Here is a 26,910-nt window from a genome sequence, read left to right as displayed (position 1 = left end):
GGGCCCAACCAAAGCCCCGTCCAGAACCCGCGCGGGGGCCCAACCAGGCCGACCGGGCCGACCGGAGAGCCGTGCCTGACGAACCGGCCAGGCACCCCGACCACGGGAACCGGCCCGACGATCCGCCCCGGAGAACTCACCGAGGACCAAGCCCGGCACGCAGCCGGGGCCCGGCCGCAAATCCCGCCACACACACATCCCCGACCAACAATCCGCCCAGGCACCCCGGCCATGACAACCAACCCGACATTCCGCCCCGGGGAACTCACCGAGGCCCCAACCGGAGACCTGACCAGAACCCGACCGCACATCCCGGGCCGACAACCCGACCAGACACCCCGGCCACGGCAACCAACCCGGCAATCTGCCCCGGACAACCAACCAAGGACCCAACCAGAGACCCGGCCACACACCGCCAACCGACGATCCGGCCAGGCACCCCGACCGCCACGGCCGCTCACGAGGACCAGCCACTGGAACCGGCCGGGTGGACCGCCCCGAAACCCCGGCCGAGGATCCGGCATCCGCGTACCGGACCGACCGTGCGCCCCCGCTGTAGCGGACGGGGGCGCACGGTCTTCGACGTCCATCGGCCTCGGACCCGGACTCGAACCCGACGCACCCCGAAGCGCCCGCCCCGATGAAGACGCTGTTGGCACAGCCGATCGACGGCCGCCAAGTGCTCCGGAGTTTCAGTGGCACGCCACACTCACGGCGTCCCGCTGAGACCGTGCGCGCCCACCTGCTCCCGCCCGACCGGATGGGCCAACCGCGTCCTACGAAGCGCTGTGCCCCCGATGCTCCGCGGCGATCCCGAAGCGCTGCCTCTCGCGTGGTGCCGGGGCGACCTCGCGGACGGTGGAGACGGAGCTGATGACCGGCTCCTCCGCGGGCTCCTGCAGCGCTTCGAGGCGTTCCAGGTCGGCGGCGGAGACGAGGGCGACGAGGGGCTTGCCGTGCCGCGTCACGACGACGCGTTCGCTGCCGTACACCACGCGGTTGATCAGATCGGCGAGCTCAGCCCTGGCTTGCGTCACCGGAATCTCGTAGGCCATGACGTCCAGCTTAAACCGGGGCGCTGACAACCCTCGGAGAGCGGAAGATCCCGTTCTGCCCCAGGGCGCCTGATTCGTTCATACGACCGGGCAGTCGCCCGCAGGTGGCGGCCATGACAACCGAGGAGGGGTACATGTCCAGCATGTCCAGGCGTTCGCTGCTGGGGCATTCGGGTACGGCGGCAGCGGGTGCGGTGCTCGCGGCCGGCGGCACGGCGAGTGCCGCCCAGACCGGGGCCCAGGAGACCACTGAGACCACCAAGACCACGGTGGAGTTCACGACCGGCACCGAGTTCACCGGTCACATCAACATCCCCGACCTGGAGGCCGGCGCCAGATTCACCTTCACCGTCGACGCGACGGAAGCCCCGGAGTCGTACAGAATCACTCCCCTGGACGTCTTGAACGCCCTCAACGAACTCGCCGCGTCGCGCGGTTAGCCGCCGATCACGTTCTACGGGACCCGGCCCCCGCCCCTCTCAACTGACCCCCTCCATGCCCCATCCGATCCCCACGGAGCCCTGTGCTCCGCGGGGATTTTCGCTGTCAGCCGAGCATCACCCCCAAGCTGCGTACGTCCTGTACATTTTTGACAGAAGTCGATCAGAGGATTCATGAGGAGGCGTGAGCCATGGACCGTCCGTCCGCCCGCTATGTCCTGCCCGAGTTCACCGAGCGCACGAGCGCGGGGCAGCGGACGCTGGATCCGTACTCGAAGCTCCTGGAGGAGCGGATCGTGTTCCTCGGGACGCAGATCGACGACACGTCGGCGAACGACGTGATGGCGCAGTTCATGCACCTCGAGTACCAGTCGCCCGACCAGGACATCTCGCTGTACATCAACTCCCCCGGCGGCTCGTTCAGCGCGATGACGGCGATCTACGACACGATGCAGTTCGTCGGATGCGACGTGGAGACCATCTGCCTGGGCCAGGCCGGGTCGGGCGCCGCGGTGCTGCTGGCCGCGGGCACCCCGGGCAAGCGGTTCGCGCTGCCTGACGCCCGCTTGGTGATCCATCAGCCGTCACTGCTCGAACCGGTCGAGGGCCAGGCGAGCGATCTGGCGATCCAGGCCGAGGAGTTGACGCGCAACCGCCGGATGCTGGAGGAGATGCTCGTACGGCACACGGGTCAGACCCTGGAGCGGGTGCACGCCGACATCGAGCGGGACAAGATCCTGGACGCGCAGGCGGCGCTGGAATACGGCCTGGTGGACCAGATCATCCGGAGTCGCAAGGCCTCCCACGCCCTGCCCGGCGCGAGGTGAGCGCCGATGCTGCCACCCGAACTGCCCCCGCTGCCCGCGCTGACACGCGCCGAGGCGGAGTTGATCGACCGTTACCTCGACGTGGTCGACCTGCTCGGCCGGATCAACCCGTCCCGCGCGGGCGACACCTATCGCGGACTGCGCGCCGCCCAGGCCCTGGTGAGCAAGGCGACGGCCCTGCGGGACGCACTCGCCCTGATGCATCAGCGCGGGGAGCATGAAGTGCACGCCCCCACCCTCACGCAGGCCCTGCGGGTCCTCGACGGCGAACGGCGCGCGGCCCGGGTCACGCTGCCGCCCGGCACGGCGGGTTGACGCGAGCCGACCGATCCCGGGTCGCACGCCGGAGCGAGGAGGCGTCCGGCCCGGGCTTCCCACGGACCACGTGGCGTCACTCCGATGACCCAGACGTTCATCCTTTCAAAAGCCCGCAGAAGTTGCGCAACGCGCGTATGTCCAGGGCGGAATCGGACACTCCGTTGCTGGTACGAACGCCGTCGATCTCCTGGACACCCGCCCATGGGAAGGGGTGTCCACCCGAACGGGTGAGTGGTGAGTAACACCACAAATCCCTGATTCCGCTCGGCATTTCCGACATCCGTGCGCCAAGATCCCTTCCGACGACAAGCCCCCGCCGCAGCGGCGGGGCGATCCGGGCGGACGCCGAGTCCTGCCGCCGCCCGGATGACCGGTCGACAGAGGTGGATCGGCAGGAGTGGAGGACCCAGCAAGGCGGGCCGCCGGAGATATCCGGGCGGTCCTTGGGGTGAAGCCGCAGCACGCGGCCGGGCAACTTCGCCAGCCCGAATCCGACAGGTCATCCTTCACAGGCGGCTGACGAAGGGTTGCGCATGACTGCGCTCAATCGTGTCCCGTCGCTGTTGACCCGGGCCGGCACGGCCTCGGCCCTCACCCTGGCCGCCGTCGGCGGCAGCATCGCGGTTCCGGGCGTCGCCTCCGACGCCGATGCGGCAACCGCTGCGACAAAGGCACTCAAGGTCGCGGCCTCCAAGAAGGGATCCCCGTACAAGTACGGCGCCGAGGGCCCCAAGCGGTTCGACTGCTCCGGGCTGACCCTCTACTCGTACAAGAAGGCGGGCAAGTCGCTGCCCCGTACCGCGGCGCAGCAGTACAACAAGACGAAGCACGTCTCCGCCAAGAGCCGCAAGCTCGGAGACCTGGTGTTCTTCCACTCGGGATCGAACGTCTACCACGTCGGCATCTACGCCGGGAAGGGCAAGATCTGGCACTCCCCGAAGACCGGGGATGTGGTGAGGCTCCAGAAGATCTGGACGAGGAGCGTCTGGTACGGCCGGGTCGCGTGACCTGCTCGCGGGGGCGGCGGCCCTGATCGCCGCCGCCCTCGCGGGACGCGCCCCTCCCGGGTGCGTCACGAACCGCCGCCGAACCGCCGCGTGCCCCGGCATCGCCGCCCTCACCAGGCGTAACGCCGACCGGAGTGGTTACCCGTGTATCCATGGCCGACCAACGCACGTCCCCGGCGTCAGCGGCACGCGGCGAGGCTCCGCCGGCACGCCATGAGACCCCGCTCGAACGCGCCGACCGCAACTTCGTCGAGCTGCTCCAGGAGCTGCGCGTCACCCAGACCGGCGTGCAGATCCTCTTCGCGTTCCTGCTGACCCTGGCGTTCACCCCGCGCTTCCCGGACCTCGACTCGGTCCAGCGCGCCACCTACGTCACCACGCTGCTGCTGGCGGTCCTCTCGGCCGCGCTCTTCACCGCCCCGGCCGCGCTGCACCGTTCCCTGTTCCAGCAGAACGCCAAACCCGTCATCGTCCAGGTCTCCTCCCGGCTGGCCACCTTCGGCCTGGCCGTGCTGACGCTGACGTTCGCCGGGTCGGTCCTGCTCGTCGTGGACGTGACGCTGAACCGGGGTGCCGGCATCGCCGCCGGAGGGGGCACGTTCCTCGCCTGCGTGGCACTGTGGGGCGTCCTGCCCCGGCTGGTGCGGCGCACCCGCCTCCGCGGTGACACCACCCCGCCGACGGCTCCGCCGGAGGCACCGCCGCGAAGGCCGCGACAGAGATGAGCCCCGGACCCGCTCAGGGCTCCTGCTGCCCACCCGTCGTCACCGGCCGCACACGTGCCGTCCACGGCAGTTCGATCGCGACCGTTTTACCGCCCTCGCGGGTGGGTCTGACGCTGAGTCTGCCGCCGCACTCGGCGGCGAGCCAGCGGATGATGACCATGCCGCGGCCGTTGTCCTGCTGGACGGCGGCAGGCAAACGTTTCGGGAAGCGCGGATGGCTGTCGGTGACGCCGATGCGCAGCTGCTCGTCACGGTCGAGCGCGACGTCCACGGTGAACGTGGGCGACTGCCCGAGCGTGTGCTGGACGGCGTTGGTGGCGAGTTCGGACACGATCAGGCGTACGGTGTCCGCGATTTCGGTGTCGCCCGGCAGGCCCCATTCGGCCAGCACGTTCGCGACGTATTTGCGGGCCGCGGAGACCGAGGCTGGATCGCTCGGCAGAGTGACGGATGCTTCCTGGTGGTCTGCCATGGCGACGTCGTCCCTTTCCCACACGGGACCGGTGTCCGACACGGAGCGGATGGTTCGAGACGGTCCCGGACTGGTGCTTGCGCCAGATTGCCATCACCAGGGCCGTCATGGTGCCGATCCGCCAAGACATGCATATATCTGTCGCTCGAAGCGGTGAACTCTCCGACGACCGACCGTATTTGGGAGCCCCCTCGGTCCATCCTCTACCGTCGCCCTGACACCGCGCGCCGGGCGAAAGGAGCAGACCATGCGGTACGGTCCCGCGGTGCGCCGTCGCAAGCTCGGTGCCGAGTTGCGTGTCCTGCGCACCCGTGTCGGCCTCACCAGTAGCGAGGCCGCGCGCCTCGTCGGCTGGCACCAGTCCAAAGTGAGCCGGATCGAGACCGGCGCCAGCGGGGTGAAGCCGGAGGACGTACGGCTGCTGCTGGACGCGTACGAGGTGCGGGACGCCGAACTGCGCGAGTTTCTGCTGGTGCTGGCGGGAGGCGAGGACGGCGGCGGACGGCACAACTGGTGGCACGCCTATCGCGGGGTCCTGCCGCCGACGTACCGCGACTTCATCAGCCTGGAGTCGCAGGCCAGCGGGATGCGCACGCTGGAGACCTCCGTGGTGCCGGGGCTGTTGCAGACACCGGAGTACGCCCGCGCGGTCACCCGGGCCGCGGTGGAGGGGCTGGAGGACGACAAGCTGGACGCGCTCGTGGAGGTACGGCTCGCCCGGCAGGACGTGCTGCGGGCGGAGCCGCCGATAAGGCTGAACGCTGTCCTGGACGAGGCGGTTCTGCGGCGGGAGGTCGGCGGACCGGAGGTCATGGAGCGACAGCTGAGGCGGCTGAGGGAGGCGGCGACTCTGCCTCAAGTGCGACTGCAGGTACTGCCGTTCACTGCTGGGGCGCACATCGGCATCACCGGCCCTTTCGTAATCTTCTCATTTTCGAGCACATCCGATCTGGATGTGGTTGTTCTCGACCATTTGACGAGTAGCCTCTATCTGGAGCGGAAAGAAGACCTCCAGGCCTACCTTGAGGCCTTCAACGCCCTTCAGTTCCACGCCCTTTCGCCCAAGGAATCGTTGGATTACATCGCCGGGTCAGCTGGCGGCGTGTAAGGAGGCACCATGTCTGCACTGCCTCGGTCCGTACCTTCCAGTACCGCGCTACGCGGTGTGCAATGGCGGCGCAGCAGCCGCAGTACCGGAATGAACAACTGCGTCGAGACGGCCCGCCCGGGCCCCGGCCCCTGGGCCGGACTGGTGGCCGTACGCGACTCGAAGAACACGGCGGGGTCCGCCCTGCTGTTCGCCCCCGAGGTGTGGGAGGAGTTCATCGCCACGCTTCACTGACCCTGTCCGCGATCACCGGACCCGTTCGGTCACCGGTGGTCACTTCCACCGATCGCGACGCACGGCCGTGTCACGCCGACTCATGGTCGCGTCTCGCAGATCACCCGCACGGCCCGGTCGAGCTGCCCGGCGGTGAGATCCGCCCGGGCGGTCAGCCTCAGCCGTGAGATGCCATCCGGCACGGACGGTGGGCGGAAGCAGCCGACGGCGAGACCCGCCGCGCGGCAGTCGGCCGCCCACCGCACCGCCTGCTCCGGCGACGGGGCACGCACGGAAACGACGGCGGCATCGGGCCGTACCGCTTCGAGCCCGGCCGCCGTCAGCCGTGTGTGCAGTTCCGTCGCCACCTCGCGCGCCCGCGCGGCACGCTCCGGTTCCCGGCGCAGCAGTCGCAGCGCGGCGAGGGCCGCACCGGTCGCGGCCGGGGCCAGACCGGTGTCGAAGATGAAGGTGCGGGCCGCGTTGACCAGGTGGTCGATCACCCGGGCCGGGCCGAGCACGGCGCCGCCCTGGCTGCCCAGCGACTTGGACAGCGTGACCGTCACGACGACGTCCGGCGCACCTGCGAGCCCCGCCGCGTACGGAGCGCCCCGGCCCCCGTCGCCGAGCACCCCGAGCCCGTGCGCGTCGTCGACGACCAGCCCGGCGCCGTACTCCCGGCACGCCTCGGCCAGTCCCGCCAGCGGGGCCGCGTCGCCGTCCACCGAGAACACCGTGTCGGACACGGCGACGGCGGGCCCCGTGTGGGTGCCGAGCGCCTTGCGGACCGCCTCCGGGGCGGCGTGCGCGACCACCTGGGCCGTCCCGCGCGCCAGCCGGCAGCCGTCGATCAGTGAGGCGTGGTTGCCCGCGTCCGACACGATGAGGGAGCCGTGCGGGGCGAGGGCGGTGACGGCGGCGAGGTTGGCGGCGTATCCCGAGGAGAAGACGAGCGCCGCCTCGACGCCGCAGAAGGCGGCCAGTTCGCGTTCCAGGTCGCCGTGCAGTTCGGTGGTGCCGGTGACGAGCCGGGAGCCGGTGGCTCCCCCGCCCCACGTCCGCGCGGCCTCGGCGGCGGCCTCGGTGATCTCGGGGTGGCGGGCGAGCCCCAGATAGTCGTTGCTCGCCAGGTCGAGGAGCGGCGAGTCGGCGGGGCGCGGACGCAGGGTCCGTACGAGCCCGGCGCGGCGGCGCGCCCGCGCCTGCTCGTCGATCCAGCCGAACGCCATCGGTCCTCCGGTTTTTGTAGGCAGTGCACAGACCCTAGCTGTGCGTCCCACCACACAGGATGTGGCAATACCCACACGTCGAACTGTCTGCGTTGTGCGAACTCTCCTTGGCCCGGAGCGGTCGCGTAGGACAGGATCGGCTCTCATGGACCTGCTGAACACGCTGGTGGACAAGGGGCTTCGGCGCGAGCTGCCGACCCGTGAGGAAGCGCTGGCCGTCCTGGCCACGTCCGACGACGACCTGCTCGATGTGGTGGCCGCGGCCGGCAAGGTGCGCCGGCACTGGTTCGGCCGACGGGTGAAGCTCAACTACCTGGTCAACCTGAAGTCCGGGCTCTGCCCCGAGGACTGCTCCTACTGCTCCCAGCGGCTCGGCTCGAAGGCCGACATCCTCAAGTACACCTGGCTCAAGCCGGACGAGGCCTCCCAGGCCGCGGCGGCCGGTTTGGCGGGAGGCGCCAAGCGGGTCTGTCTGGTCGCCAGCGGCCGGGGGCCGACCGACCGGGACGTGGACCGGGTCTCCACCACCATCAAGGCGATCAAGGAACAGAACGAGGGCGTCGAGGTGTGCGCCTGTCTCGGTCTGCTCTCCGACGGCCAGGCGGAGCGGCTGCGCGAGGCGGGCGCGGACGCGTACAACCACAACCTGAACACGTCCGAGGGGACGTACGGGGACATCACGACCACGCACACGTACGCCGACCGCGTCGACACCGTCGAGAAGGCGCACGCGGCCGGGCTGTCCGCCTGCTCCGGGCTGATCGCGGGCATGGGTGAGGCGGACGAGGATCTGGTCGACGTCGTCTACGCGCTGCGCGCGCTGGACCCGGACTCGGTTCCGGTCAACTTCCTCATCCCGTTCGAGGGCACCCCGCTGGCCAAGGAGTGGAACCTGACGCCGCAGCGGTGTCTGCGGATTCTGGCCATGGTCCGCTTCGTCTGCCCGGACGTCGAGGTGCGCATCGCGGGCGGGCGCGAGGTGCATCTGCGCACGATGCAGCCGCTGGCGCTGCACCTCGCCAACTCGATCTTCCTCGGCGACTACCTCACCAGCGAGGGCCAGGCGGGCAGGGCCGACCTGGAGATGATCGCGGACGCCGGGTTCGAGGTGGAGGGGGCCGACCAGGTGACGCTGCCGGAGCACCGGGCGGCGGCCGGGGGCGGGTGCGGGTCCCACGAGGGGGACGGCGGCTGCGGGTCCCAAGGTTCGCGGAGGGTGTGCGGCTCGGCCGCCGAGGAGGTCCCGGCCACGGTTCCTTCCGACCCTCCCGATCCTTCCCATCCTTCCGAAGCACGCACCGACCTTGTCGCCGTACGCCGCCGTGGCGCCGGAACGGATCTCGCGCCCAATGCCTGACCTGCCCGTGCCCGGCCTGCGCGTGCCCGGCCTGCCCGTGCCTGACCTGAGTGTGCCCGAACTGCTCGATCTCGACCGCCGGCACGTCTGGCATCCGTACGGCCCCATGCCCGGCCGTGTCGAACCGCTCGTCGTGGAGTCGGCGAGCGGGGTCCGGCTGCGGCTGGCGGACGGTTCGGGCGAGCTGGTCGACGGCATGTCGTCCTGGTGGTCGGCCATCCACGGCTACAACCACCCGGTGCTCAACGAGGCGGCCCACGAGCAGCTCGGCCGGATGAGCCATGTCATGTTCGGCGGGCTCACGCACGAGCCCGCCGTACGACTGGCGAAGCACCTTGTCGACATGTCGCCGGATGGTCTGGAACATGTCTTCCTCGCCGACTCGGGCTCGGTGTCGGTCGAGGTCGCGGTCAAGATGTGCCTCCAGTACTGGCGTTCGCTCGGCCGCCCTGCGAAACAACGCCTGTTGACCTGGCGCGGCGGTTACCACGGAGACACCTGGCAGCCGATGTCCGTGTGCGACCCCGAGGGCGGGATGCACGAGCTGTGGCAGGGGGTGCTGCCCCGGCAGGTGTTCGCGGACGCGCCTCCGGCCGCGTACGAGGAGTCGTACGCCGATCACCTGCGCGACATGGTCGAGCGGCACGCCGGCGAACTGGCCGCCGTGATCGTGGAGCCGGTGGTGCAGGGGGCGGGCGGGATGCGCTTCCACTCCCCCGCGTATCTGAAGGAGCTGCGCGAGGTGTGCGACGCGCACGACGTTCTGCTCGTGTTCGACGAGATCGCGACCGGGTTCGGGCGTACGGGGGCGTTGTTCGCGGCGGAGTACGCGGCCGTGACGCCGGACGTGATGTGCGTGGGCAAGGCGCTGACCGGCGGTTATCTGACGATGGCGGCAACCCTGTGCACGGCGCGCGTGGCCGAGGGGATCTCGCGGGGCGAGGTGCCCGTGCTCGCGCATGGGCCGACCTTCATGGGCAACCCGCTGGCGGCCGCCGTGGCGTGCGCCTCGATCGAACTGCTCCTCGGGCAGGACTGGCGGACCGAGGTGAAGCGCATCGAGACGGGTCTGCGGGAGGGGCTGGCTCCGGCCTCCGGCCTGCCGGGCGTGACGGACGTACGGGTCCTGGGCGCCATCGGAGTGGTCCAGCTCGACCACTCCGTGGACATGAGCGCGGCGTCGGCGGCCGCCGTGCGCGAGGGCGTGTGGCTGCGGCCGTTCCGCGATCTCGTCTACACGATGCCGCCGTACGTCACGGGTGACGAGGACGTGGCACGGATCGCGCGCGCGGTGTGCGCGGCGGCGCGGGAGGGGTGACATGGCGGTCCTGGTGGTCACGGGGACGGGCACGGAGGTCGGCAAGACGGTCACGACCGCCGCCGTCGCCGCGGTGGCCGTCGCGGCCGGGCGGTCCGTGGCCGTCCTCAAGCCCGCGCAGACCGGCGTACGGCCTCACGAGCGCGGCGACGCGGACGAGGTGGCCCGCCTCGCGGGCGCCGTGACCGTGCGCGAACTCGCCCGCTACCCCGAGCCGTTGGCCCCCGCGACCGCCGCCCGGCGCTCCGGCCGCCCGCCCGTGCGCCCCGAGCATGTGGCGGACGCGGCGGCCAAGCTGGCGGTGGACCACGACGTCGTGCTGGTCGAGGGGGCGGGCGGCCTGCTCGTACGGTTCGACGAGACGGGCGGCACGCTGGCCGACGCCGCCGAGTTGCTGGACGCCCCCGTGCTGTTGGTGACCTCGGCCGGGCTCGGCACGCTCAACACGACAGAGCTGACAGCTCGTGAACTCCACCGCCGTGGGCTCGACCTGACAGGTCTCGTCATCGGCAGCTGGCCCGACGATCCCGATCTGGCCTGCCGTTGCAACCTGGCGGACCTGCCGGTCGTGGCCGGGGCGCCTCTGCTGGGCGCGGTGCCCTTCGGGGCGGGCGCGTGGGCACCGGCCGACTTCCGATCGGCGGCGCCTGGTTGGCTGGCGCCGCAGCTGGGCGGGGGCTGGGAGGCCGAGGCTTTCACGGCACGGGAAGCCAGGGCGGCGCGCTCCGGTTGAGGGCGCGGTGCCCGGCGTCGGGAGGCGGAGTGGCATGGTGCGCGACTGAGCGGCGGGGTGCCCGGTGTCCGGCTGGGGGTGGGCCCGGTGTCCAGTTGGGGAGGGAGGGTCCACGGTGTCCTATTGAGGAGGCAGGGCGCCTGGTCCCGCTCGGTCGTCGCCGGGGCTCGGCCGATCCGCGGACCCGGCCGCTCCGGGCACCCTTCTCCCGCGGCCCCAGCCCATGTGGACACCCCTCCCGCACGGCGCCCCAACCCCTCCGGGCCCCCTTCCCCGTACCCCCAATCCTCGGCGGTGCTGCTCTCCGCGAGGGGTCAGCCATCGTTGTCACCCAGCAGGCGTACCAGCTCGATCCGGGATCTGATGCCCAGCCGGGTGAACACGCCCCGCAGGTGGTGGTCGATGGTGCGGGGGCTGAGGAGGAGGTGGGCGGCGATCTCGCGGTTGGTGGCGCCCTCGGCGGCCATGCGGGCGATCATCAGCTGCTGGGCAGTCAGGCGGGTGGTGAGATCGGCGGTGTCGGGGGCGGGGGCGGCGCGTTCGCCGAGGGCGCGGAGTTCTGCTCGGGCCTGGGCGGCGCAGTGCGGGGAGCCGAAGTGTTCGAAGGCCTCCAGGGCGCTGTGGAGGCGGTCACGGGCCCGGGTGCGGTGGCGCAGGCGACGGAGGGCGGCGCCGAACAGCAGCTCCGTGCGGGCCCGTTCGAAGTCCCGGGTGCCGGAGGCGTGCAGGTCGAGGGCCGCGCGGTAGTGCTCGACTGCTTCTTCTGCTTCTTCTCCGGTGGCGAGCAGGGCCCGGCAGCGGGCGCTGAGGGCGAGGTCGTCGGGGCTGCGGACGGTGCGGGCCCAGTGGTCGTAGTCGGCGTGGGCCTGCCGGGCCACGCGGGTGTCACCGGTGCGGGCGGCGGCCTCGACGTAGTGCGGGGTCGCGAGGTGCCGGATGGCGCGGTGACCGTGCCCGGGGCCGAAACCGGCGAGGGCCCGCAGCCGGGCGGCGGAGGCCTCGTAGCGGCCGGTGCTGAGGTCGAGGAAGGCGAGGGCGAACATGGCCAGCGCGGCGGGCAGCCCGAGCCCGCGCGCCAGGGCGTGGGAGCGGGCGGTCTCGGCGCGCCCCCGGCAGGTCTCCTCGTCACCGGTGACGGCGGCGAACATCGCGAGGGCGGCCTGAAGATGGCAGGCCCCGTTGTCCTGCCCGCTGACGTACGCCTGGTGCAGTGCCTCCACGGCGGCGGCCTCGGCGGCCCGAGGGCGCCCGGTCCAGAAGTCGGCGTACACCCGGAACTCCATGGCCTGCGGAACGGTGACCGTCTCCCCGCGGGTGCGGGCCGAGACGGCGGCGCGCAGGGTGGCGGTGGCGGCCCCGGTGTGGTCGCCGAGGAGCAGCGCGGCGATCCCGGAGTGGATCAGCTGGGTGGGGTCGCCGCCGGGTCCGCAGCGGCCGGCGGCGGCCTTGAGCGCGTCCCGGGCGTCGTCGTAGCGGCCCTCGAACGCGGCGGCCAGCCCGCCGAGGGTACCGGGCGGCACGATCCCCAACCGGTCGGCGACGGCTCCGGCTTCGCGGCAGCGGCGCAGGTCTCCGGTGTAGATGGCGGCTTCGGTGGCACGTGCCAGCAGGTGCACGGCGGTGTCCGACGGGCCGCCGAGGCCACCGCCGTACGAGCTGCCCCCGTGCTCGGCACTCCCGTAATCGGAACTCCGGTACGCGGAACTCCGGTCCTCGACCCGCCCGTGCTCGACCGCTGCCGTGAGCAGCGCGTCGAAGGCTTCCGTCGCGTTCCCCGCGCGTAGAGCGAGCACACCGGACAGCGCGTCGTCGTGGGCGGGCACCACGAGACGGCGGGCCCGGTCGCCGTCGCCCGACTGCCAGGCGTCGGCCGCCGCGTGGGCCAGCAGCCGGGTGCGCTCCCCCGGGTCGGGCGAGAGCGTGGCGGCACGTTCGGCGAGGGCGCAGGCCAGGGAGGGTTCGGCCGAGCGACGCGCTTTCTGTGCCGCTCGGGTGAGTTCGGCGGCGAGGCGGCGGCTCGGGCCGAGGGCGGCGGCGCCGCGGTGCCACGAGCGCTGGGGACCTTCGCTGTCGCCGCGCAGGACCCGGGCGAGGAGCCGGTGGGCGTCGAGCCGGTCGGCGGCCGAAGCGGTCTCGTACGCGGCGATCCTCGTCCACGCGTCACGGAAGACGATGCCTCCGGCCGTGGCGTGCGCGAGGCCGGCCGTCTCGGCGGCGTCGAGGGCGCGGGTGTCGAGGCCGGCGGCCGCGACGGCCCGCAGGAAGGCATGGCTGGGGACGGGGTGTTGGTCGGCCGCGGCGAGCAGCAGCAGGAACCGGGTGTCGTCGGGCAGGGTCCGTATCTCGCGGCGGTGTGCGCGCAGCAGTTCGGGGGCGAGGGCGGAGGGCTCGGCCGGGAGCGGGTCGAGGCCTGTGGACTGACGTTCGGTCAGGGCCGGTACGAGTTCCGCGACGGCGCGGGGATCGCCGTGCGCGGCACGCAGCACGCGCGCGCGTACACCGTCGGCGAGTGGGATGTCCGGGCTCGGCCACGCATGCCTGGGGGGCGGTGGCGAACGATGCGGAAGCTGTGGGGGGTTCACCGGAGTCACCACACCCACCAGGTTACTTATGAGTTAACCAACCAGTAAAGACCGGCGATTTCACCGATGCGGCGCGCGTGGACGCACCGGACACTCCAGGCAACCCCACCCGTTTCAGGAGGCACCATGCAACGCCGCATGCGTCGCATCGCCGCGGCCGTCTCGGCCGTGACCGCCACACTCCTTCTGTCGCTCTCCCTGTCCGCGACCCCCGCTCAGGCCGCGGCCCGCAACCCCGTCGTCTTCGTGCACGGCCTGAGCAGTTCGTCCAGCAGCTGGGACGACTGGGTCTCCTTCTTCGAGGCGGACGGCTACACGTCCTCCGAGCTGTACGCCTGGTCGTACAGCTGGGGGCAGTCCAACGCCACGACGGCACGGCAGTTGTCGACCGAGATCCAGCGCGTCCTCGCACAGACCGGCGCGGCCAGGGTCGATGTGGTCGTGCACTCGATGGGCGCGCTCAGCTCCCGCTACTACCTCAAGAACCTCGGCGGCACCGAGTACGTGGACGACTTCGTCTCCACCGCCGGGGTGAACCACGGGACGACGGTCGCCGGCTGGTGCCGGTGGCTCTTCACGTCCTGCGCGGAGATGTACACCGGCAGTTCGTTCCTGACCTCGCTCAACTCCGGTGACGAGACCCCGGGAAGCGTCTCGTACGCCAGCTACTGGTCGAACTGTGACGAGGCGCTCACCCCGGACACGAGCGCGATCCTGAGCGGTGCCACGAACGTCGAGGTCGGGTGTATCTCGCACGACCTGATGAACAACGACCGCGGGGTGTATCAGCAGGTGCGGAATTTCATCGCCTGACCAGCCCCTCCCTTTCGGGGATGACCCACGCCGGTCCGTCGCGCGGTCCCGAGCCCGTCCACGTGTCCGGGCCGGGGCCGTGCCGACGGGTGAGGCTGGGCGTCCTGGGGGACAATCGCGGTAACTGCCGTCCTCCTCGGGAGGTCCGCCATGGCCCGCGCCACCGCCGCCAAGGACGCCGTGCACCATCCCCTCTTCGCCCGGTTCCACGCGAAGTTGAGCGTGGCCGCGGAACGGAGGGTGGGCCCCTTGCGCGACGATCTGCTCGCCGGGCTCTCGGGGCGGGTCATCGAGATCGGCGCGGGCAACGGGCTGAACTTCGCGCACTACCCGGCCACGGTGTCCGAGGTCATGGCCATCGAACCGGAGCGTGTGCTGCGGCAGTTGGCCGTCAACGCGGCCCTGCGCGCCGAGGTGCCCGTGGACGTCGCCCCCGGCACGGCGGAGGCCCTGCCGGTCAAGAGCGAGGCGTTCGACGCGGCCGTCCTGCCCTTGGTGCTGTGCAGCGTGCGGGACCCGGGGCGGGCGCTCGCGGAGACACGGCGGGTGCTGCGCCCCGGCGGCGAGCTGCGGTTCTCGAGCACGGCCGGGACTGCGGCCCCACTAAAAAAAGGGGTCGCACACCTGCCCAGCTCGTACTACTTGAACCCTCCCCCTGCCAAGGCAGGGGGATTCCTGGCTCACAGTGCCCAGTCCCTCAGCGAGGGTCCGAGTCTTACCCGATCAAGACCAGCCGAGTTGGAACCAGCCCGGTTGCCCCGAAAGACAAAGAGGTTGCACGCGCTTGGTTCTCGCAACGCGCGTCGCTCATGCTACCCGACGGGACGAGTTCGGAGAGACCAGTCTCTCCGGGTCAAAGGCCCCACTGGCGCAGTTCCTGTGCGATGTCGTGCACGTCGGCGTTGCCGTCCTTCACCAGTCTGGCCAGTTCACGGACCTGCTCGGGCGAGGTGACGACCTTGACGCCGCTGGCGACGAGGTAGGCGTAGGCGACCGCGGAGGCGAACAGCGCGTTGGAGCGCTCCAGCGCCGGTACGTGGAGCAGGAGTTGGAGGAGGGCGGCGGCACGGGTGTGCGGGTTGTCGTAGACGGGGGTGTCGAATATCTCGGCCTCGTGCCGGGCGACGGCCGCGACGAGAGCTCCCCAGTCGGTGACCTGGGGGTCTCCGGGCGTCTTGTGTTCGGCGAGCATCAGGAGCCAGGCGAGGTCGATTCTGAGGTGACTCAAGGGATCAGTGACGTCCCTCGCGGCGGCCCTCGCGCTCCCCGCCGAACTCCTCGGCGAAGACGGTCTCGTACTGCTTCATGAAGTCGGCGGCGGCCTCCACGAACGTGTGGCCCGCCTCTCCGGCGTCCTGCCGGACCAACTCCTCGATGTAGCGGTTCACACTCATCCCGCGCTCCGTGGCTCGTTCCCGGGCGGCTCGGGCCGTGTCCTCGTCCACCCTGACGTTCAGCTGGGTCTTGGCCATGCCTTGACGCTAGCGCCGGAGTGCTAGCAGGGGCAAGGGTGCCCGCGCGGGCCCGACACCCCCGAGGCCGGATGGGTGCCCCTTACATCGGCATCAGGGATTCCGACCTGCGACGGAGGGGGTCTGGCACTTGATGGGGATACCGGGTGTGCGCCTGATCACACTAGGCTCGGCCGAGGACACCGGGAGTCCTACCCAGTCCGTTCCAGGAGGCCGTTTTGTCCACAGCAGCTGCCGAGCACACCCTCGGCCGCGCGGAAGCCGACGGGATCGCCGCTCGTGCCCGGGGCCTGACAAAGGCGTACGGCACGGGCGAGACGACGGTGCTCGCCCTCGACTCGGTCGACGTGGACATCGCGCGCGGCCGCTTCACGGCGGTCATGGGCCCCTCGGGCTCCGGGAAGTCCACGCTCATGCACTGTCTGGCGGGGCTCGACACCGTCTCGGCCGGTCAGGTGTGGCTCGGGGACACCGAGATCACCGGGCTGAAGGAACGCGAACTGACCCGGCTGCGGCGGGACCGGATCGGGTTCATGTTCCAGTCGTTCAACCTGATCCCGACCCTGAACGCGGCCGAGAACATCACCCTGCCCATGGACATCGCGGGCCAGAAACCCGACCAGAAGTGGCTCGACGAGGTCATCGACACGCTCGGCCTGCGCGACCGGCTGAAGCACCGGCCCGCGCAGCTCTCCGGAGGCCAGCAGCAGCGCGTCGCCTGCGCGCGGGCGCTGGCCTCCCGGCCCGAACTGATCTTCGCGGACGAGCCGACGGGGAACCTCGATTCCCGGGCCGGGCTCGAAGTCCTCGGCTTCCTGCGCGAGGCGGTCGACAACCTCGGCCAGACCGTCGTCATGGTCACCCACGACCCCGGCGCCGCCGCCCACTCCGACCTCGTGCTCTTCCTCGGCGACGGGCGGATCGTGGACCGGATGGAACGGCCGACGGCCGAGGCGGTCCTGGAACGCATGAAGCGGTTCGACACCATCCGGGCGACCTTCGACGGCGACGGCGCCCCCGCCGACGTACCGCAGGAGAAATTCCTCGGAGAGGCCGCCGGGAGGCGCACCGACCGGACCGGCGGCGACCCGACCACCGACGACCAGGCCGGCGACAAGGACTGAGGCTGTGCTCAAGGCGACGCTCCGGAGCTTTCTCGCGCACAAGGGCCGGCTGCTGCTCTCCGCCCTGGCCGTCATCCTGTCCGTGGCCTTCGTCTCGGGCAGCCTGATCTTCTCGGACACGGTCACCCGTACCTTCGACCGGCTGTTCGCCTCCACATCGGCCGATGTGACCGTGGGCCCGAAGGACGACGACCTGGACTCCCAGCTCCCCTCGGGGGCGGTCGAGACCGTGCCCGCGTCGCTCGCCGAGCGGGTCGCGCGGATCGACGGCGTCGCGGACACCCACGTCGACGCGGCCGTGGAGAACATCACCGTCGTGGACCGCGACAACGAATCGGTCGGGCCGACGACGGGCGCCCCCACCATCGCCACCAACTGGTACGTCACCGACCGCAGTCCCGTCGAGCTGACCTCGGGTCACGCCCCCGACGGCCCCGGCCAGGCGCTGCTCGACGCGGACACCGCGGACAACAAGAACGTCGAGATCGGCGACACCCTGACGGTGCTCGCCCAGCCGGGCTCCTTCGAGGTGGAGATCGTCGGCATCGCCACGTTCACCACCACCAACCCCGGTGCCGCGCTGGTCTTCCTCGACACCCCGACCGCCCAGTCCAAGCTGCTCGGCAAGCCCAATGCCGCCACGAGCATCTCGGTGACCGCCGCGCCCGGCGTCAGCGACGCGCAGCTCGAACAGCGCATCGCCGCCGAACTCGGGCCCGACGCCTACGAGTACCAGACGGCCGACGAACAGGCCGACTCCGCGGCGGCCGAACTCGGCGGATTCCTCGACGTCATCAAGTACGTGATGCTCGGCTTCGCCGGGATCGCGACACTCGTCGGGGTGTTCCTCATCGTCAACACCTTCTCGATGCTCATCGCCCAACGCACCCGCGAACTGGGCCTGTTGCGCGCGCTCGGCGCCGACCGGCGGCAGGTGCGCCGGTCCGTGCTGACCGAGGCGACCCTGCTCGGCCTGGTCGGTTCGACGCTCGGGCTCGCCTCCGGCATCGGGCTCGCCTTCGGGCTGATCGCGCTCATGGGCCTGCTGGGGATGAACCTCAAGTCCACCGAGATGGTGCTCGGCTGGGCGACGCCCGTGGCCGCGTATGTCGTCGGGGTCGGCGTCACCTTTGTCGCGGCCTACCTCCCGGCGCGGCGCGCGGCGGGCGTGTCGCCGATGGCGGCGCTCGCGGACGCCGAGGTCTCCGGTGTGGGGCGGCCGCTCAAGACGCGCGCGGTGGTGGGCACGGTCGTCGGGGTGGCCGGCGCCGCCGCGCTCGTGGGCTGTGCCGTCTCCACGGACACCGCCTCGGCGGCCTCGCTGCTGGGCCTCGGCGTGGTCCTCACGCTCATCGCGACCGTCATCTCGGGCCCGCTCCTCGTCCGCCCGTTCATCCGGGTCCTCAGCCCGTTCATCCGGGTCCTCGGCAGGGCCTTCCCTGCGCTGTTCGGCTCCATCGGCCGGATGAGCCAGCGCAACGCCCTGCGCAATCCCCGCCGTACGGGTGCCACCGCGTCCGCCCTGATGGTGGGGCTCGCGCTGGTCGGCGGGATGTCGGTGGCGAGCGCCTCGATGACGAAGTCCTTCGACAACGAGATCGACCGCACCCTGGGCGCCGACTTCGTCGTCCAGAACCAGAACTTCCTGCCGTTCCCGCAGGAGGTCACCGACCAGGTCCGCGACACGGACGGTGCCGGTCTCGTCGTACGACAGCGGTTCACGCCCCTGGCCGTACGCCTTCCGGACGGCGAGCGGATCGAGACGACGGCCTCGGCCTACGACCCGCAGCTCGACGACGTCGCCGGCATCACCTACGCGCAGGGCGACAGCGCGGCCGCGCTGGCCGACGGTGCCATCGCCATGGACGTGGACTTCGCCAAGGACCACGATGTGACGGTCGGCAGCACGATCCCCGTGGAGTTCCCGGCCGGGCGCGACGCCGAGCTGACCGTGGCCGCACTGACCGATCTGGAGACCGCCGAGGGTTTCGGCATGCAGGGCGGGCTGTTCTTCGGCTTCGGCACGATCGAGGAGTACGTGCCCGACGGGCAGGACTCCGCGCTGTACGTCAACGCGGCCTCCGGCGTCGACGCCGACGAGCTGCGTTCGGGCCTGGAGCGGACCCTCGACCCATATCCCCAGGTGCAGGCCCGCGACCAGGCCGACTACAAGGAGCTGGTCCGCGAGCAGATCGCCGTGCTGCTCTACCTCGTGTACGCGCTGCTCGGTCTCGCGATCGTCATCGCGGTGCTCGGCGTGGTCAACACGCTCGCCCTGTCGGTGGTCGAGCGCACCCGCGAGATCGGCCTGCTGCGCGCGATCGGGCTCGCCCGGCGGCAGCTGCGCCGGATGATCCGGCTGGAATCGGTGGTGATCGCCGTGTTCGGCGCGGTCCTCGGGCTCGGGCTCGGGCTGATCTGGGGCGTCTGCGTCCAGCAGGTGCTGGCGCTCCAGGGCATGACGGCGTTCGCGATCCCGTGGGGCACGGTCATCGCGGTCGTGGTGGGCTCGGCGGTCGTGGGCGTCGTGGCGGCACTGCTGCCGGCGTTGCGTGCATCGCGCATGAATGTGCTGGCGGCGATCGCACACGAGTGATCGACTCGCGTGCGTCCCGCGTGCGCCCTGCGCTCGCTGTGGCTCAAGTGCCGTGCCGCTGAGGAGAGTTCATGTCGTCACGCCCGTTCCGCTTCGGTGTCGGCCTGCTCAGTGCCGCACCCGCCGACGAGTAGCGTACGAAGTGCCGACGGGCCGGCATACCGAGGTGCTCGGCTACGACGTGATCCTGGTCCCCGACCACCTCGGTATGCCGGCACCCTTCCCGGCCCTGGTCGCCGCGCCTTAGGAGGATGGGCACCTTCGTGCTCAACGCGGGCTTCTGGAATCCGGCGCTGCGGGCGCGTGCGGTCGCCACCACGGACGCGCTGACCGGCGGGCGGGAAGCCGGAACCGATCACGGCCGAGGACTCGACGAACGGGTGGCCCGGTACCAGGAGTTCGCCGCCGGGCGCGCGGAGCCGGCCGAGCGCAACCTGCTGATCCAGGTGATCGCGATCACGGACGACCCGAGCGCCGCCGTCCAGGAGTGGAGGCACTGCACCGCGAGTGACCTGCGCATACGGCCGGGGCAGCCCTCACCGAACCGAACGCTTCGAGCGCGTGCTTCACTAGCAGGCCTCGGCCGGCCCTCGCACTCGTCGACGCGGAAAGACGCGGAAAGACGCGGAAACCGGGACCCCCGGCACATGGTTCGTATAACGGCGAATGCACACGAAGTTTACGGGGGCTTGTGTTCTGTGGAAGCCTCAGTGGCGTAATGTGCGCGCTGTGAAGGATCTGTGTCCTCGTGCTCAAAGCCGACCTGCGCTGCACGTGACACGGATCTCCAAGCCTGGGGGGGCTGCGAACATTGACGGACATCGGAACATACGGGGTTGATGCGGCACGGGCGTCCGGCGGTCTGTCCGCCGGGGGAAGCACACAACCGGCGACTCTGGGGAACCACGCCAAACCTCGCTGGTATCTGCCGGCGCTCCTGTGTGTGGACGTCGTCGTCACGGCCGGGTCCGTGTTCCTCGTCTTCGACGCGGCAGGACAGGCGCACCCCGTGCGTACCGCTGCGGCCGCCACGCTGGCCTGGGTCTCCGTCCAGGTGGTCAGACGCCGGTACGGGAGAGCCGAACTCGGCGAGTCGCGAGGAGCCCTTCCCGTACTGCACGACTGGCTGATTCTGATCGGTACGCTCGCGGTGCTGGCGGTGGTCACCGCGCGCATCCCGGACCCGCCGGCCGCACTGGCCGCGCTGGTGCCGAGCCTGGTGGGCACGCTGATCTGCCGGCGCTGGGTCCACCGCCATCTGACCGAGGCCCGGCGCGGGGCCCAGGCCGTCGACCGGGTGCTGGTGGTGGGCGAGCCCGGTGCGCTGGACGACGCGGTGCGGCGGCTGGCGTCCCGCACCGACCATCCGTGCGCGGTGGTCGGCGCGGTGGTGATCGACGACGATGCCATGACCGACGGCGCACCCACCGGCGAGGCCGACTGGTCGGACTTCGGCGTGGACGGCGGGGCCGGCCGGTGGCTCGTGGACGCCGCGCGTCGGCACCGCGCCGAGTTGGTGCTGCTCGCCCCTGGCAGGCGGCTCACCGGCGACCGGCTGCGCGAACTGTGCTGGGCGCTGCACGACGCCGGTTTCGAGGTGGCCCTGACACCCGGCCTGGTCGAGACCTCGGTCAAGCGGCTCAAGGCCTATTCGGTCGCCGGGCTCACCGTGCTGCGGATAGAGCCTCCGCTGAGCGGTGGAGCCCAGGTCGCCCTGAAGACCGCCGCCGACCGCTGCGCCGCGGCTCTCGGGCTGCTGCTCCTGTCCCCGCTGCTGGCGCTGCTGGCCGTCGCCATAAGGCTCGACTCGCCGGGTCCCGCCCTGTACCGGCAGCAGCGGGTGGGCCGGGACCAGGAGACCTTCACCATGTGGAAGTTCCGCAGCATGGTCACCGACGCCGATCGGCGCAAGGAAGAGCTCGACGCGCGGAACGAGAGCGACGGGCACATGTTCAAGATGCGCCGCGACCCCCGGGTGACCCGGGTGGGCCGGGTCCTGCGCCGGACCTCCCTGGACGAACTGCCCCAGCTGTTCAATGTGCTGCGGGGTGACATGTCCCTCGTGGGCCCGCGTCCGCCGCTGCCCGAAGAGGTCGCCTCGTACGACGCGGTGGCGCTGCGCCGGCTGCGTGTAAAGCCGGGCATGACCGGCCTGTGGCAGGTCAGCGGACGTTCGGATCTTTCCTGGGACGAAACGGTTCAGCTTGATCTGCACTACGTCGACAACTGGTCGTTCAGCAGTGATCTCGATGTGATGAGCCGTACACTCCGCGCCGTCGTCGACGGTCGCGGAGCGTACTGAGTGAGGTGCTCAGTGACGAGTGCCAGCCCCGCTGTCCGGTGCCGCCTCCTCGCGGTGGGCCAGCCACCAGGCGTACGTGGCCGCGATGCCGTCCCGCAGCTCGACGCGCGGCTTCCAGCCGAGCGACGTCAGCCGGGAGACGTCCAGCAGCTTGCGCGGTGTCCCGTCCGGCTTGCCGGTGTCCCAGGCGATCCGGCCGGTGAACCCCGTCACCTCGGCGACGGTCTCCGCGAGTTCCCTGATCGTCAGGTCCTGACCGCAGCCGACGTTGACCGGTTCGTCACCGTCGTATCCGCCCAGCAGGGCCGCGCAGGCGTCCGCCAGATCGTCGACGTGGAGGAACTCCCGGCGCGGGCTGCCCGAGCCCCACAGTGTCACCTCCGCGAGACCGGCCTCGTGCGCTTCGTGGAAGCGGCGTATCAGGGCCGGCAGGACGTGCGAGGTCTCCAGGTCGAAGTTGTCGCCCGGCCCGTAGAGATTGGTCGGCATGGCCGAGATGTAGGCGGCGCCGTACTGCCGCCGGTAGGACTGGACCTGGCAGATGCCGGCGATCTTCGCGAGTGCGTACGGCTCGTTGGTGGGCTCCAGCGGGCCGGTCAGCAGCGCGTCCTCACGGATGGGCTGCGGCGCGTGCTTGGGGTAGATACACGACGAGCCGAGGAAGAGCAGCCGGTTCACCCCGGCCGCGTGCGCGCCCGCGATCACGCCGAGCTGGATGCGCAGATTGTCCTCCAGGAACTGCACCGGCCGCGTGCTGTTGGCGAGGATTCCGCCGACCTTGGCCGCGGCCAGGACCACGGCGTCGGGGCGCACGTCCGCGAGGAACGCGGCGGTGCGCTCGGCATCGCGCAGATCGAGGTCGGCGCGGTCACGGGTGATCACCTCGTGGCCGTCGGCGGTCAGCCGACGGACCATCGCGGAGCCCACGAGCCCGCGGTGGCCCGCTACGAAGATCCGGGCCTGCGCGAGCAGGTACGGCGAAGGCTGGGCGGGGGGCGGCGGTGCCGCGTGCGAGTCGGTCATGGACCGGATCATGCCAGGAGCAAGGACCTGGTCCCCACACGGATCCGCATTTTCGTCACATATCGCAAGACGGATAGCAAGACAGATTGCAAGAGAACACAGGGGATGGGGCCGGTGCGCGGCTCGTCCGGAAGGAGCTGCCACGCATGAGCAAGACCGCGCTGATCACGGGGGTGACCGGTCAGGACGGCTCGTACCTGTCCGAGCTGCTGCTGTCCAAGGGGTACACGGTGCACGGCCTGGTGCGGCGCTCCTCCACCTTCAACACGGAGCGCATCGACCACATCTACCAGGGCCCCCAGGAGTCCGGCCGGTCCTTCGTGCTGCACCACGCCGACCTCTCGGACGGGGTGGCGCTGGTGAACCTGCTGCGTGAGATACGCCCCGACGAGGTCTACAACCTGGGCGCCCAGTCCCATGTCCGGGTCTCCTTCGACGCCCCGCTCTACACCGGTGATGTCACGGGACTCGGGGCGCTGCGGCTGCTGGAGGCGGTGCGCGCCGCAGGCATCGACACCCGCGTCTACCAGGCCTCGTCGTCGGAGATGTTCGGTGCGACCCCGCCGCCTCAGAACGAGGACACGCCCTTCCATCCCCGCAGCCCGTACGGCGTCGCCAAGGTGTACGGGTACTGGGCGACGGTCAACTACCGCGAGGCGTACGGCATGTACGCGGTGAACGGCATCCTCTTCAATCACGAGTCCCCGCGTCGCGGTGAGACTTTCGTCACGCGCAAGATCACCCGCGCGGTCGCCCGGATCAAGGCGGGTCTGCAGAGCGAGCTCTACCTCGGCAACCTGGACGCCGTGCGGGACTGGGGGTACGCCCCCGAGTACGTGGACGCCATGTGGCGGATGCTCCAGCAGGACGAGCCGACCGACTACGTGGTCGCCACGGGCGTCGCGGCGACCGTCCGGGAGTTCCTGGAGACGGCCTTCGGACACGCGGAGCTGGACTGGCGCGAGCACGTCCGCCACGACGCCAAGTACGAGCGCCCCAGCGAGGTGGACGCGCTGATCGGCGACGCGAGCAAGGCGGAGCGGCTGCTCGGCTGGAAGCCCGAGGTACGGGTCGACGACCTGGCCCGGATCATGGTCGATGCCGACATCCGCCAGGTCCAGGACGAACTGGCCGGTGTCGCCGTGCGCGTGGACCGCTGAGGCCGCTGAGGCCAACGCAGCCCAGCCGGGCGGGACGGCCCGTCGCGGTCTGCTGAAGCTGTGATTTTCACGCACACGTGGTCTTAAACCATCGAACAGCCGTTAATGTACGGCTCATTCATCACTCGGGTGTCAGGTGAACCAGCTCCGCTGCCGTTTCCGGCACCCACGTATCAAGACGTTCTGTCTTGGGGGGCACATGAGATCAACCAGAGGGCTGCACGCTGCCCTCGTCCTTTCCCTGGCGGCCGGTCTGGGGGCCGTCGCCGTTCCACAGGCCACCGCGCTCACCGAGCCGGTGGCCTTCACCGCCGACGATCTGCCCACCTGGCAGACCAACGGGACCGTCTGGGCGCTCGCCCAGACGGACGGAGTGGTCTTCGCCGGCGGCACCTTCTCCGCCGTACGCCCGCCGCAGGGGGGCTCCGGAAGCCAGCAGGAGGCACTCAACTTCGTGGCGCTGGACGCCGCGACCGGTGCACCGACCGACTGCGAACTGTCGTTCACGGTCGGTTCGGGCAACGCCACCGTGCGGGCGCTGGCCGTCTCCCCGGACCAGCAGACGCTCTACGCGGGTGGCTACTTCGGCGCGGTGAACGGCGTGGGCGTGTCCAGCGTCGCCGCCATCGACATCGCCACGTGCACTCCGAAGGCCGGGTTCAACGCCGCCTTCCCCGCCACGGTCCGGGCGCTCGCCGTCACCGACGACACCGTGTACGCGGCAGGTGACTTCGGCCAGGTCAACGGCCAGACCAGGCAGCGCTTCGCCGCGGTGACGGCCGGCAACGGCGCGCTGCTGCCGTTCACGGCCAACGCCGACGAGCCCGGTCGCGCCATCGAGGTCGCTCCCGACGGGGAGCACGTCCTGCTCGGCGGTGACTTCTTCGAGGTCAACGGGGCCAACTCGCACGCCCTGGCCGTGGTCGACGCCGACACCGGCAGTCTGACAAAGGCGTACCCGAACGGCTTCATACCGACCAACTCGGTGGTCAAGGACATCGACACCGACGCGACCGGCTTCTACACCGGCAACGAGGGCACCGGCGGCGGTGTCTTCGACGGCCGGATCGCGCTGGAACTGAGCACCTTCGAGCAGCGCTGGCGGGACACCTGTCTGGGCGCGACCCAGGCCGTCGAGTCGCACCAGAGCGTGCTGTACAGCGCCTCGCACGCGCACGACTGCTCCAGCGTCGGCGAGTTCCCCGACGGACGCCGCTACCACTTCCTCGCCCAGCCCACGACGTCCACCGGCAAGCTGGGCTGGTTCCCGGACACCAACGACGGCATCGGCGAGGGCATCGGTCCGCGCGCTCTCACCGTCGCGGCCAAGGACGGCGTCGAGTACCTGTGGTCCGGTGGGGAGTTCACCACCGTCAACGGCGCCGCCGCCCAGGGCCTGACCCGCTTCGCCTCCACCGGTGACACCGGCCGGCCCACCACTCCGGTGGCGAGTGCGGCGAGCATCGAGCCCGGCACGGTCCAGGTCCGCTGGCGCACCAGCCTCGACCTCGACGACAGCCGTCTGACCTACAAGATCTACCGGGACGGCTCCGGCACGCCCATCGGCACCGTGGACGCCGACTCCCTGCCCTGGGAGCGCCCGCAGGCCTCCTTCACGGACACCGGCCTGACGCCCGGCAGCTCCCACACCTACCGGGTGACGGCCACGGACGCGGCGGGCAACGTCAGCGGGCTCTCCGCCACGGCGACCGTCTCCGTCGCCGTCTCCGCGGAGCCGTACGCCTCGGCGGTCGTCGCCGACGGCGCGCACCAGTACTGGCGGTACGACGACACGGTCGGCCCGTATGTCGCCGACTCGTCGCCGGGTGACTCCAGCGGCCTGCAGTCCGGCGGACCCTCCCTCGGCCAGAGCCCGGGCGCGGTGACGGGCGCGAGCACGGCGTACGGCTTCGACGGCTCCGACGACAAGCTGTACAGCGACCGCCGCACCACGGTCGGCAGCGCCTACACCGTCGAGACCTGGTTCAAGACCACCACGACCCGGGGCGGCAAGCTGATCGGCTTCGGGAACAACACGACCCGCAACAGCGGCAACTACGACAAGCACATCTACATGACCAACTCCGGTCAGCTCATCTTCGGTGTCTACACCGGCACGACGCGGACCATCTCCACCCCGCGCTCGTACAACGACGGCCAGTGGCACCACGTCGTCGGTACCCAGGGCCCGTCCGGCATGACCCTGTACGTCGACGGTGCGCGGATCGGCGGCAACACCATCACCACGCACCAGAGCTACGCGGGCTTCTGGCACGTCGGCGGCGACAACCTCGCCAGCTGGCCGTCCCGTCCGGCCAGCAACTTCTTCGCCGGCCAGCTCGACGAGACCGCCGTCTACCCGACGGCGCTGAGTGCCGCCCGGGTCGCCGCGCACTACGCGCTGGCCTCCCAGCAGGGCGACACCGTCACCACGGTGCAGGCGGACGAGGACACGTACGTCAACGCGGGCGCGACGGGCACGAACTACGGGACCAGCACCTCGCTCGCGGTGCGCGGCACCTCGGCGTACGAGACGTACCTGCGCTTCCAGCTGCCCGCCGCGCCCGCCGGTACCGAACTGACCGCAGCGGCGCTGGAGGTGAAGACCAACTCGGCGTCGTACGCGGGATCCACCGACCCGGTGCAGATCCGGCCGGTCACGGGTGCGTGGACGGAGAGCGGCGTGACGTACGCGACGAAGCCGTCCCTCGGCTCGGAGTCGCTGGGCACGCTCACCCCGCCGACCACCATCAACACCAAGGCCACGGTGCAGTTGGACGAGGCCGCGATCGCCTCGGTCCTGGACGGCGAGTACAGCCTGGCCCTGACGGCCGACGGCACGGACTCGCTGTGGCTGTGGTCGAGTGAGGCGTCGGCCTCCGAGGACACGCCGCAGCTGATCCTCACGTTCTCGCCGGCGTAGGCGCGGCAGCGGTTCTACATGGTGCCCCGCGGTGGGGGGGGGGGGGGGGGCCCCCCCCCCCCCCCCCAAACACCCCCCCACGCCAAACCAACAAAAAACAAAACCCCCAAACG

Annotated in this window: 23 protein-coding genes, 2 pseudogenes and 1 riboswitch; of the genes and pseudogenes, 18 read left to right on the top strand and 7 right to left on the bottom strand. The window is 70.9% G+C overall.

The window, feature by feature from the left end:
• Window positions 1-776 precede the first annotated feature (776 nt).
• On the bottom strand, window positions 777-1,055 hold the full coding sequence (locus ACWD3C_RS04935) for a type II toxin-antitoxin system Phd/YefM family antitoxin (protein WP_451140136.1): 279 nt from the start codon (window positions 1,053-1,055) through the stop codon (window positions 777-779).
• A 134-nt stretch (window positions 1,056-1,189) separates the two neighbouring features.
• On the opposite strand from ACWD3C_RS04935, the gene ACWD3C_RS04930 reads away from it, so the two are divergent.
• From ACWD3C_RS04930 to ACWD3C_RS04910, 5 genes are all read left to right on the top strand, one after another.
• Window positions 1,190-1,495: a hypothetical protein gene (locus tag ACWD3C_RS04930; protein ID WP_451140134.1), complete on the top strand. Its 306-nt coding sequence runs from the start codon at window positions 1,190-1,192 to the stop codon at window positions 1,493-1,495.
• 191 nt (window positions 1,496-1,686) lie between these two features.
• A complete protein-coding gene (locus ACWD3C_RS04925; protein WP_451140132.1) occupies window positions 1,687-2,322 on the top strand; it encodes an ATP-dependent Clp protease proteolytic subunit in 636 nt (211 codons plus the stop codon).
• Window positions 2,323-2,328: 6 nt separating this feature from the next.
• Complete coding sequence (locus ACWD3C_RS04920) at window positions 2,329-2,637, top strand: hypothetical protein (protein ID WP_451140130.1); 309 nt, start codon at window positions 2,329-2,331, stop codon at window positions 2,635-2,637.
• Between the two features lie 368 nt (window positions 2,638-3,005).
• A riboswitch (cyclic di-AMP (ydaO/yuaA leader) is annotated at window positions 3,006-3,170 on the top strand.
• Window positions 3,171-3,173: 3 nt separating this feature from the next.
• Complete coding sequence (locus ACWD3C_RS04915) at window positions 3,174-3,647, top strand: C40 family peptidase (RefSeq protein WP_451140128.1); 474 nt, start codon at window positions 3,174-3,176, stop codon at window positions 3,645-3,647.
• 152 nt (window positions 3,648-3,799) lie between these two features.
• On the top strand, window positions 3,800-4,372 hold the full coding sequence (locus ACWD3C_RS04910) for a DUF6328 family protein (RefSeq protein WP_451140126.1): 573 nt from the start codon (window positions 3,800-3,802) through the stop codon (window positions 4,370-4,372).
• Window positions 4,373-4,385: 13 nt separating this feature from the next.
• Here ACWD3C_RS04910 and ACWD3C_RS04905 read toward each other — a convergent pair whose 3' ends face one another.
• Window positions 4,386-4,844, bottom strand: a complete 459-nt coding sequence (locus tag ACWD3C_RS04905) for an ATP-binding protein (protein WP_451140124.1) — start codon at window positions 4,842-4,844, stop codon at window positions 4,386-4,388.
• A 247-nt stretch (window positions 4,845-5,091) separates the two neighbouring features.
• Here ACWD3C_RS04905 and ACWD3C_RS04900 point away from each other — a divergent pair, with 247 nt between their 5' ends.
• Both ACWD3C_RS04900 and ACWD3C_RS04895 read left to right on the top strand, forming a co-directional pair.
• The gene (locus ACWD3C_RS04900) at window positions 5,092-5,952 is read left to right on the top strand and encodes a helix-turn-helix domain-containing protein (protein ID WP_451140122.1); all 861 of its coding nucleotides are present in this window, start codon (window positions 5,092-5,094) and stop codon (window positions 5,950-5,952) included.
• A 9-nt stretch (window positions 5,953-5,961) separates the two neighbouring features.
• A complete protein-coding gene (locus ACWD3C_RS04895; protein WP_451140120.1) occupies window positions 5,962-6,186 on the top strand; it encodes a DUF397 domain-containing protein in 225 nt (74 codons plus the stop codon).
• An 80-nt stretch (window positions 6,187-6,266) separates the two neighbouring features.
• On the opposite strand, the gene ACWD3C_RS04890 is transcribed toward ACWD3C_RS04895, so the two are convergent.
• Window positions 6,267-7,394, bottom strand: coding sequence for an 8-amino-7-oxononanoate synthase (locus ACWD3C_RS04890; protein WP_451140118.1), 1,128 nt, complete (start codon window positions 7,392-7,394; stop codon window positions 6,267-6,269).
• A 145-nt stretch (window positions 7,395-7,539) separates the two neighbouring features.
• On the opposite strand from ACWD3C_RS04890, the gene bioB reads away from it, so the two are divergent.
• Genes bioB through bioD form a run of 3 tightly spaced genes read left to right on the top strand, consistent with a single transcriptional unit; the run spans window position 7,540 to window position 10,802 of the window.
• Complete coding sequence (gene bioB / locus ACWD3C_RS04885; protein ID WP_451140116.1) at window positions 7,540-8,751, top strand: biotin synthase BioB; 1,212 nt, start codon at window positions 7,540-7,542, stop codon at window positions 8,749-8,751.
• Between the two features lie 37 nt (window positions 8,752-8,788).
• Window positions 8,789-10,069 (top strand): adenosylmethionine--8-amino-7-oxononanoate transaminase, encoded by a 1,281-nt coding sequence (locus ACWD3C_RS04880; RefSeq protein ID WP_451140412.1) that lies wholly within the window; start codon window positions 8,789-8,791, stop codon window positions 10,067-10,069.
• A 1-nt stretch (window position 10,070) separates the two neighbouring features.
• Entirely contained in the window at window positions 10,071-10,802 is a 732-nt protein-coding gene (gene bioD / locus ACWD3C_RS04875) for a dethiobiotin synthase (protein ID WP_451140114.1), read from the top strand.
• 314 nt (window positions 10,803-11,116) lie between these two features.
• Here the strand turns inward: bioD and ACWD3C_RS04870 are convergent, their stop codons facing one another.
• Complete coding sequence (locus ACWD3C_RS04870) at window positions 11,117-13,396, bottom strand: LuxR C-terminal-related transcriptional regulator (RefSeq protein WP_451140112.1); 2,280 nt, start codon at window positions 13,394-13,396, stop codon at window positions 11,117-11,119.
• A gap of 114 nt (window positions 13,397-13,510) precedes the next feature.
• Here ACWD3C_RS04870 and ACWD3C_RS04865 point away from each other — a divergent pair, with 114 nt between their 5' ends.
• Both ACWD3C_RS04865 and ACWD3C_RS04860 read left to right on the top strand, forming a co-directional pair.
• Window positions 13,511-14,197: an esterase/lipase family protein gene (locus ACWD3C_RS04865; protein ID WP_451140110.1), complete on the top strand. Its 687-nt coding sequence runs from the start codon at window positions 13,511-13,513 to the stop codon at window positions 14,195-14,197.
• A 150-nt stretch (window positions 14,198-14,347) separates the two neighbouring features.
• Window positions 14,348-14,796, top strand: a pseudogene (locus tag ACWD3C_RS04860) (class I SAM-dependent methyltransferase); the annotation flags it as partial.
• A 254-nt stretch (window positions 14,797-15,050) separates the two neighbouring features.
• Here the strand turns inward: ACWD3C_RS04860 and ACWD3C_RS04855 are convergent.
• Both ACWD3C_RS04855 and ACWD3C_RS04850 read right to left on the bottom strand, forming a co-directional pair.
• Window positions 15,051-15,425: a fic family toxin-antitoxin system, toxin component gene (locus tag ACWD3C_RS04855; RefSeq protein ID WP_451140108.1), complete on the bottom strand. Its 375-nt coding sequence runs from the start codon at window positions 15,423-15,425 to the stop codon at window positions 15,051-15,053.
• Between the two features lie 4 nt (window positions 15,426-15,429).
• The gene (locus ACWD3C_RS04850) at window positions 15,430-15,669 is read right to left on the bottom strand and encodes a toxin-antitoxin system HicB family antitoxin (RefSeq protein ID WP_451140106.1); all 240 of its coding nucleotides are present in this window, start codon (window positions 15,667-15,669) and stop codon (window positions 15,430-15,432) included.
• 218 nt (window positions 15,670-15,887) lie between these two features.
• Between ACWD3C_RS04850 and ACWD3C_RS04845 the strand changes: the two genes are divergently transcribed.
• From ACWD3C_RS04845 to ACWD3C_RS04830, 4 genes and pseudogenes are all read left to right on the top strand, one after another.
• Window positions 15,888-16,793 (top strand): ABC transporter ATP-binding protein, encoded by a 906-nt coding sequence (locus ACWD3C_RS04845; RefSeq protein ID WP_451140104.1) that lies wholly within the window; start codon window positions 15,888-15,890, stop codon window positions 16,791-16,793.
• A gap of 4 nt (window positions 16,794-16,797) precedes the next feature.
• Window positions 16,798-19,389, top strand: coding sequence for an ABC transporter permease (locus tag ACWD3C_RS04840; RefSeq protein ID WP_451140102.1), 2,592 nt, complete (start codon window positions 16,798-16,800; stop codon window positions 19,387-19,389).
• Window positions 19,390-19,460: 71 nt separating this feature from the next.
• Window positions 19,461-19,874: pseudogene (locus tag ACWD3C_RS04835) on the top strand (hypothetical protein); the annotation flags it as partial.
• 458 nt (window positions 19,875-20,332) lie between these two features.
• Window positions 20,333-21,691 carry a sugar transferase gene (locus ACWD3C_RS04830; protein ID WP_451140100.1) on the top strand — a complete coding sequence of 453 codons (1,359 nt, stop codon included), beginning with the start codon at window positions 20,333-20,335 and terminating at the stop codon, window positions 21,689-21,691.
• A gap of 9 nt (window positions 21,692-21,700) precedes the next feature.
• Here ACWD3C_RS04830 and ACWD3C_RS04825 read toward each other — a convergent pair whose 3' ends face one another.
• Window positions 21,701-22,714: a GDP-L-fucose synthase family protein gene (locus ACWD3C_RS04825; RefSeq protein WP_451140098.1), complete on the bottom strand. Its 1,014-nt coding sequence runs from the start codon at window positions 22,712-22,714 to the stop codon at window positions 21,701-21,703.
• A 146-nt stretch (window positions 22,715-22,860) separates the two neighbouring features.
• Between ACWD3C_RS04825 and gmd the strand changes: the two genes are divergently transcribed.
• Together gmd and ACWD3C_RS04815 are read left to right on the top strand one after the other, a co-directional pair.
• Window positions 22,861-23,874 carry a GDP-mannose 4,6-dehydratase gene (gmd, locus tag ACWD3C_RS04820; protein WP_451140096.1) on the top strand — a complete coding sequence of 338 codons (1,014 nt, stop codon included), beginning with the start codon at window positions 22,861-22,863 and terminating at the stop codon, window positions 23,872-23,874.
• 199 nt (window positions 23,875-24,073) lie between these two features.
• Window positions 24,074-26,797, top strand: a complete 2,724-nt coding sequence (locus ACWD3C_RS04815) for a CBM96 family carbohydrate-binding protein (protein WP_451140094.1) — start codon at window positions 24,074-24,076, stop codon at window positions 26,795-26,797.
• Window positions 26,798-26,910 lie beyond the last annotated feature (113 nt).

This window comes from Streptomyces sp. NPDC002845 (assembly GCF_053591955.1).
Note: the sequence above shows the minus strand (reverse complement) of the source record. Positions and strands in the feature narration are given on the sequence as shown.